Source organism: Arthrobacter sp. 10N418 (assembly GCF_056394725.1).
In genome coordinates this window covers 312,280-318,369 of record NZ_JBFTIK010000001.1, presented here as the reverse complement: position 1 = coordinate 318,369, position 6,090 = coordinate 312,280, and the positions used below count along the sequence as shown (strand labels likewise).

General features: G+C 66.1%; 6 protein-coding genes and 2 pseudogenes. 7 read left to right on the top strand and 1 reads right to left on the bottom strand.

Features of this window, described 5'->3' with window-relative positions:
* The 4 genes and pseudogenes from AC1DCZ_RS01425 to AC1DCZ_RS01410 form a co-directional block, all read left to right on the top strand.
* A pseudogene (locus tag AC1DCZ_RS01425) lies at nucleotides 1-128 on the top strand (IS110 family transposase); the annotation flags it as partial.
* A 112-nt stretch (nucleotides 129-240) separates the two neighbouring features.
* A complete protein-coding gene (locus AC1DCZ_RS01420; RefSeq protein WP_476973063.1) occupies nucleotides 241-831 on the top strand; it encodes a hypothetical protein in 591 nt (196 codons plus the stop codon).
* A gap of 144 nt (nucleotides 832-975) precedes the next feature.
* A complete protein-coding gene (locus tag AC1DCZ_RS01415) occupies nucleotides 976-1,704 on the top strand; it encodes a YcnI family copper-binding membrane protein (RefSeq protein WP_476973062.1) in 729 nt (242 codons plus the stop codon).
* A gap of 76 nt (nucleotides 1,705-1,780) precedes the next feature.
* A complete protein-coding gene (locus AC1DCZ_RS01410; protein ID WP_476973061.1) occupies nucleotides 1,781-2,353 on the top strand; it encodes a copper resistance CopC family protein in 573 nt (190 codons plus the stop codon).
* Between the two features lie 56 nt (nucleotides 2,354-2,409).
* Here the strand turns inward: AC1DCZ_RS01410 and AC1DCZ_RS01405 are convergent.
* Nucleotides 2,410-3,626 (bottom strand): annotated as a pseudogene (locus AC1DCZ_RS01405) (IS110 family RNA-guided transposase).
* A gap of 490 nt (nucleotides 3,627-4,116) precedes the next feature.
* Here AC1DCZ_RS01405 and AC1DCZ_RS01400 point away from each other — a divergent pair.
* From AC1DCZ_RS01400 to AC1DCZ_RS01390, 3 genes are all read left to right on the top strand, one after another.
* Entirely contained in the window at nucleotides 4,117-4,323 is a 207-nt protein-coding gene (locus AC1DCZ_RS01400) for a DUF4177 domain-containing protein (protein ID WP_476973060.1), read from the top strand.
* A 248-nt stretch (nucleotides 4,324-4,571) separates the two neighbouring features.
* Nucleotides 4,572-5,135, top strand: coding sequence for a dihydrofolate reductase family protein (locus AC1DCZ_RS01395; RefSeq protein ID WP_476973059.1), 564 nt, complete (start codon nucleotides 4,572-4,574; stop codon nucleotides 5,133-5,135).
* 535 nt (nucleotides 5,136-5,670) lie between these two features.
* A complete protein-coding gene (locus AC1DCZ_RS01390) occupies nucleotides 5,671-6,042 on the top strand; it encodes a hypothetical protein (RefSeq protein WP_476973058.1) in 372 nt (123 codons plus the stop codon).
* Nucleotides 6,043-6,090: the final 48 nt, after the last annotated feature.

Sequence of the window (6,090 nt, the reverse complement as noted above, 5' to 3'; positions counted from 1 at the left end):
GGAAACGCGCCGAAGGGAAGAAACACAACGCCGCCATCATCTGCCTCGCCCGGCGCCGCTGCGACGTCATCTTCGCGATGCTCAAGAACGGAACCCACTACCAAGAAAAGACTCCCCAAGCAGCTTGACTAAAAGCATAGGGACACCCCCCAACTGGCATCTGCGGCGTGATTACCCGGCACGCCTCGGCTTTCCTTAGAGTGGAGAACGGCAACATTGGATGGAAGGGTGGAGATTGGCATGAGTGCCCCGTTCCGCTTCCCTCGTGCTTCTGCCTTTACCGCCGCCATGTTCGCTCTGGCCGCCGGAGCCCACGTGCTGGCCGGCGGTTCCCTGCCCGAACCGGCCATCTTCGCCGGACTCGTCGCCCTGATGTTGGCGCCGGTGATGATCCTGGCCAAAGTCAGGATCACGGCCCCTGTCATGGCAGGGCTTCTCGGCGCCGGCCAGCTGGTTTTGCACGAAGCCTTCAATGCCCTGTCGGTGTCGGCAGGCTTCACTCCCGCCGCCGGTGGACATCTGCACGGCGCCGGCCCGGTGGCCCTTTCGGCGGCGGGTCTGATGCCGGAGCACGCTGCTGCTCCCGGGACCCTGATGCTGATCCTGCACGCCGCAGCGACGCTGGCCACCGCCCTGGTCCTGGCCCGGGGCGAGGCCGCTGCGTGGGCGTTGGCCGCGTGGCTGAGACCCCTGGTCCGGATCCTGACAGCGGTAGTCATTCCCGACTGGCCGAACCTTCCGGCCCCGCATCTCATCGTCGTTCCTTCCCGGTGGAGAAACCTCCGGCTGCCCGCCCTGCGCGGGCCGCCGCCCGTTCAGCCCGCTCTCTGAGCGGCACCTGACCTGACGCCGCTGACCCGGTCGGATCCTGCCCATTGGCAGGAAACTCCGTTGCCGTGGATCCGTCGTGTTCCCCCTCTCTTGCGCCGCCGCACGAGCGGCCCGCTGGCGCACCCATTTTTGGAAGGCATGTCCATGAAAACCTCAATCCGTCGTACCCTCAAAACCCTCAGTGCCGTCACCGCGTCGGCCGGGATGATCGCCCTGGGCGCCACCGCCGCCTCCGCCCACGTCACCGTGAACCCGGACGACACCGGAGCCAACGGCTACACGCACCTGACGTTCAACGTCCCGAACGAATCCCCGACCGCGAAAACCAGCAAACTCGAGGTCAACCTGCCCACCGACACCCCGTTCACCTCGGTCTCGGTCAAACCCGTCGAGGGCTGGAGCGCCCAGGTCATCACCAGCGACTTGCCCAAGCCGGTCACCGTGTCCGGCACGACGGTCACCAAGGCCCCGAGCTCCGTGGTCTGGACAGCCGACGCAACGCACCAGCTCGGACAGAACGAATACCAGGCGTTCTCACTCTCCGTGGGCAAACTCCCCGCAGCGGGCACGACCGTGACCCTGAAGGCGGCCCAGACCTACACCGACGGGACCGTCGTTAACTGGGACGAACAAAGCGTTCAGGGCCAGCCCGAGCCCAAGCACCCGGCCCCGTTCTTCACCACCACGGCCGAAGACGGAACCGCCGCGGCATCGGCATCAGCGTCTCCGGCGGCCGAGGCCCAGACCCCGGCGACGTCCAGCGATGGCGCGTCGGTGTGGGGTGTTGTCCTGGGCGGTGCCGGATTCGTCCTCGGCGCAGCCGCGCTGGGACTCGTCCTCGCCGGCCGGCGCACCCGCACCGCAGCTAAGTAGCAACGCCTCCCGGGGCTGTGGCGGGACGGGCGACGTCCCGCCACAGCCCCGGGGTGCCGGCCCTGAAAGGACCAGCATGAAAACGACACACCGTCACGGTCTGCGGGGCCGGCTCGCCCGATGCCTGCTGATCCTGGCAACCGCAGCGTTCCTGATGGTTCCCGCCGCGGCCGCGCAGGCCCACGATGTCCTCGAGGCCACCGACCCGGCCGACGGCTCCGCGGTCCGCACCGTTCCAGCGAAGATCGGCCTGACCTTCGACCACACACCGATTGCCATCGGCTCCATCGTCCGCGTCGAAGATGCCACCGGCGCCGACCAGGCCGACGGGCCCGTGGCCATCGTCGACAACCACGTCACGCAGGCCGTGAAAACCGACGCCTCTGAAGGCAAATACACAGTGGTTTGGCGCGTCGTTTCCTCCGACGGGCACCCCATCGAAGGAACCTTCACGTTCACCGCCGGCGCCGCAAGCCCCACCGCCGGCACGGCGTCGCCATCAGCGTCCCCGGCCGCGGCAGGCACCGGAACGGGCCTCCAGACCGAACTGATCACAGCGGCCGGCGCAGGGCTAGTCCTTGTCATTGTGTTCGTCGTGATGGCAATCTTGGTCAAGCGCCGGCTCCGCAGCCCGGAGTCCGACCGCTAAGCACGGCCGGGCAGATGATGCTATTCGCTTCGCCACACGGCTCACCGTTCCCCTTGTTAGGCGGCCAAGGGTGGTGCCAGCCCGGCTGCCTGCGCCGATGGCGGCGTGTAAGTGGTGCCGTCGCGAAGCATGGCCCAGAGAACGTTGAGGCGGCGTCTGGCCAGGGCGAGCATGGCCTGGATGTGGGTTTTGCCTTGGGCGCGTTTGCGGTCGTAGTAGGTCCGGGAGGCGGCGCAGCTTTCAGCGCCGAGAGGCCGGAGAGGTAGAAGACCCGCAGGAGCCTGCGGTCGTAGCGCCGGGGTCTGTGGTGGTTTCCGGTGATCCTGCCGGAGTCCCGGGGTGCAGGGGCGAGTCCGGCGACGCCTGCGAACCGGTCGGCGGTTTGGAAGACGGTGAGGTCTCCGCCGGTGGCGCCGAGGAACTCGGCGGCGAGGACGGGTCCGAAGCCGGGCATGCACAGCAGCGCCGCGGCGTGGCGGTGTTCGGTTACTTTCTCGCTGATCAGGGCATCGAGTTCGGCCAGTTCCTCGTTCAAAGTGATGATTTCCTGTGCGAGGGCGGCGACGATCAGTTCCCCGAGGTGCTGGGCCGGGACGGTGGTGTTCTGTGATTTCGCGGCGTCGACGGCGACCTGGGCGACCGCGGCGGACGAGCGGGTGCCGCGTTTCTTCAGCCAGGCGTGGAGCCCTGTCTGTCCGGTGCGGCGGATCCCGTCCGGGGTCCGGTGTCTGGTCAGCAGCAGCAGGGCGGCCTTGGAGCGGCTGTAGTCAAAGGCCCGCTCCAGGGCCGGGAAGTATTCGAGCAGCTGGGCCTGCAGGCGGTTGATCGCCCGGACCCGGTCCGCGGACTTGTCGGCCCGCCGGGCGGTGAGGATCCGCAGCCCGGTGCTGATCTCATCCCCCGCCCGCAGCGGCTGCAGATCGAGGCGCATCCGGGCCAGGTCGGCGATGACAGCGGCGTCTTTCGCGTCGGTTTTGCCTTCGCCGCGGTAGAGCTTGGAGGCGTGGTGGACGATCCGGCCCGGGATGTAGAGGATGGTTTGGCCGTGGGCGACGAGGATGGCGATGAGCAGCGCCGGGCCGCCGTGGTTCAGATCCGTCGCCCAGACCACCTCATCCCCCTCGGCGAGTTCCAGGACGGCGGCGATGAGCTCGAGCAGGGCGGGTTCGTCGTTGGGGATTTTCTGCGAGAGCAGACGGTTTCCGTCGCCGTCGATCACGACGCAGTGATGATGGGCTTTGCCAGCGTCGATGCCGGCCCACAATTTCGCCAAAACAGCCTCCAGTCTGTCGGATGGGTCGAACCCGGCAGATAACCGCGCCGTCGTGTCCTTATCCGGCGATTCAAATCGCGTCTCTCAATCAGCGGTCGGGTCATCTCGGGGTGGCGGGCGGCCAATCCTACGGAGCCGTCACGATGTGAATCGTCCGGCCACAGCAACAAAGCCATACCCGCCTCCCCCGGGTAGCCACGACCCTACAACGGCCACGGAACCACCCGACAACACCATAAGGACAGCTCATCGTGCCTCGCGATGCCAAAGTGCTGGCCGGGTTACTGCGGGTCGCAGAGGTACATGGTGGTGTGCGCGCCGATCTACTCGACACCGAATCGTGACACCGTCTTGTTCCGTGTCGCTGGAGTGACGTCGACACCGTGCACCGCCGATACCCTTCAGGCGCCGTCGCTAACGCCCCGGAGGAGCGCCCCGCCGCGTCGAGTAGCATGGCCCCAATTGACCAGCAACGAAAGGAAGTCGTGTCATGCAGTATGTCGTCGTGCAGGTGATCCTCAAGGAGAAACTGTGGGGAACCGGTTCGGGCAACCTGACCTCCCTGGAGAAGGCCCTCAACGATCAGGCCGCGAAAGGCTATCGACTCCACACCATAACCACCGCCAGCAGCGGGAGCAAGGGAATCGGCGGCGGTGACCGCATCCAGGCAACGATGGTGTTCGAGAGCCTCACATAATCGCACTTCGCAAAACGAGCGGTGGCGTCCGGATGCCCCGACGCCCTCCGACGAGACAGTTCGCTGCCCTAGGTGCCCGGTAAATGATCCCTAACCGGGCAGCTCAGTTGAAAGGCGGAGCGAAGGCTATGGCATCCAGATCATGGGCAGTTACGGTGGCTCCGTGAGAGACAGGATGCTGCCGATCATATGCGGGACGACAAAGTTCAATGACGCCCTCGACCACTACGAGACGGAAGGCTAGCGCCGTGCGGAAACTGATCTATGGCATGAATCTAACCCTGGACGGCTACATCGCCGCGGCCGGCGACGACATCGGCTGGAGCGGGCCGAGCGACGAACTGTTCCAGTGGTGGCTCGACCAGGAGCGGGCCAGCAGCCTGTCGCTGTACGGGCGGAAGTTGTGGGAGGCCATGAGCTCCTACTGGCCGACCGGCGACCAGCAGCCCAACGCCACCCCGGCGGAGATCGAGTTCGCGCGGAACTGGCGGGACATGCCGAAGGTGGTGTTCTCCTCGACGATCGACAAGGTCGACTGGAACACCCGTCTGGTCACCGGCGACGCGATCGCCGAGATCACCCGGCTCAAGGCCGGGGACGGCGGCCCGATGAGCATCGGCGGGGCAACGCTCGCCAGCGCGGCCATGCGGGCCGGACTGATTGACGAATACGCGCTAGCCATCCATCCGGTCCTGGTGGGCGGCGGCACCCCGTTCTTCACCTTGCTGGACAGCTGGGTGAACCTGAACCTGGTGGAGACGCGGACGTTTCCCGGCGGCGTGGTCCTGACCAGGTACGAGACGAGGCGCTGAGCGCGATTCCTCCGCGCGGTCGGGGAAGTACTCCACGACCGCGCGGCCCTACGCCGACGGGCAGCAGATAGTCCGGAATGTGCCTGCTGCGCCCCCGGCGACCTCAGCCTTAAACAGGAACGGTTGCGCCTCAATATGGCCCACCGACACATCGAAGTCCGCGAACAGCAAACGCGCCAACTTAAAGTGGGACTCGCAGATCGCCAGATTCCGCTCGGTTGTGGCGCCGATGATGGTGCGTGAACGACACCGCATTTTGCGTCCCACGCGAGAACACCGGCCGATCCGCCCACTAGCTCCGCCTGCGACTGACCTACCGCACTACAGCCTTAGTGGCCGGTGTAATGCAGTCAGTTGTGAGGCCTTTGGTGTGGACGATCATCGTGTTCGCCCTCGCCCCGGTCATGTTTGGGCTCAGCGTTATGGCGGTAGTTCTCTGGACGCCCATCGATGCATTCCGTCTTCGCTCGCCGGGTTATGCAATCGAGATGCCCAGGTTCTTGACCGCGCACCTGTCGTCAGAGAGCCTTGGCGCATGGCAACTCGATATGTTCGAGCCATCGCCGCTGCGGCGGCCGCGATGGCGGTGATGAGCGGATGTGCGGCGCCGGGAGGGCCGACAATCGATGCCCCGACAAGTCCGGCAACCACCCCCGTCCCAAGTGTCCCTTTCGCCCTCTTCACTCATTGCGGCATCTATGAGGCACGGGTGCAGGACACCTTCTTCCTCGCCGATCAACCGCTGAACGACGGCCAGGGAAATCCTCCTGCGGGCTGGGGCAACCCCTACCAATCGGGCACCATCACCGTGGCAGGCTCGCAGGCCGTCTTCCACGACGACAGCGGCCACACCGTGACTTTCCACGAACGCCCCGGTGCCACGACCTTCCTTCAAACTTGCTCCTGAGGCGTGGCTCGAGCGAAATTCTGCGGCAGCGGACCTCGTGTGCCCGGC

Excerpts from the sequence above, each read along its gene's own strand:
- AC1DCZ_RS01410 (WP_476973061.1), top strand. The coding sequence starts at position 1,781 with ATGAAAACGACACACCGTCACGGTCTGCGGGGCCGGCTCGCCCGATGC.
- AC1DCZ_RS01420 (WP_476973063.1), top strand. The coding sequence starts at position 241 with ATGAGTGCCCCGTTCCGCTTCCCTCGTGCTTCTGCCTTTACCGCCGCC.
- AC1DCZ_RS01415 (WP_476973062.1), top strand. The coding sequence starts at position 976 with ATGAAAACCTCAATCCGTCGTACCCTCAAAACCCTCAGTGCCGTCACC.
- AC1DCZ_RS01390 (WP_476973058.1), top strand. The coding sequence starts at position 5,671 with ATGGCAACTCGATATGTTCGAGCCATCGCCGCTGCGGCGGCCGCGATG.
- AC1DCZ_RS01400 (WP_476973060.1), top strand. The coding sequence starts at position 4,117 with ATGCAGTATGTCGTCGTGCAGGTGATCCTCAAGGAGAAACTGTGGGGA.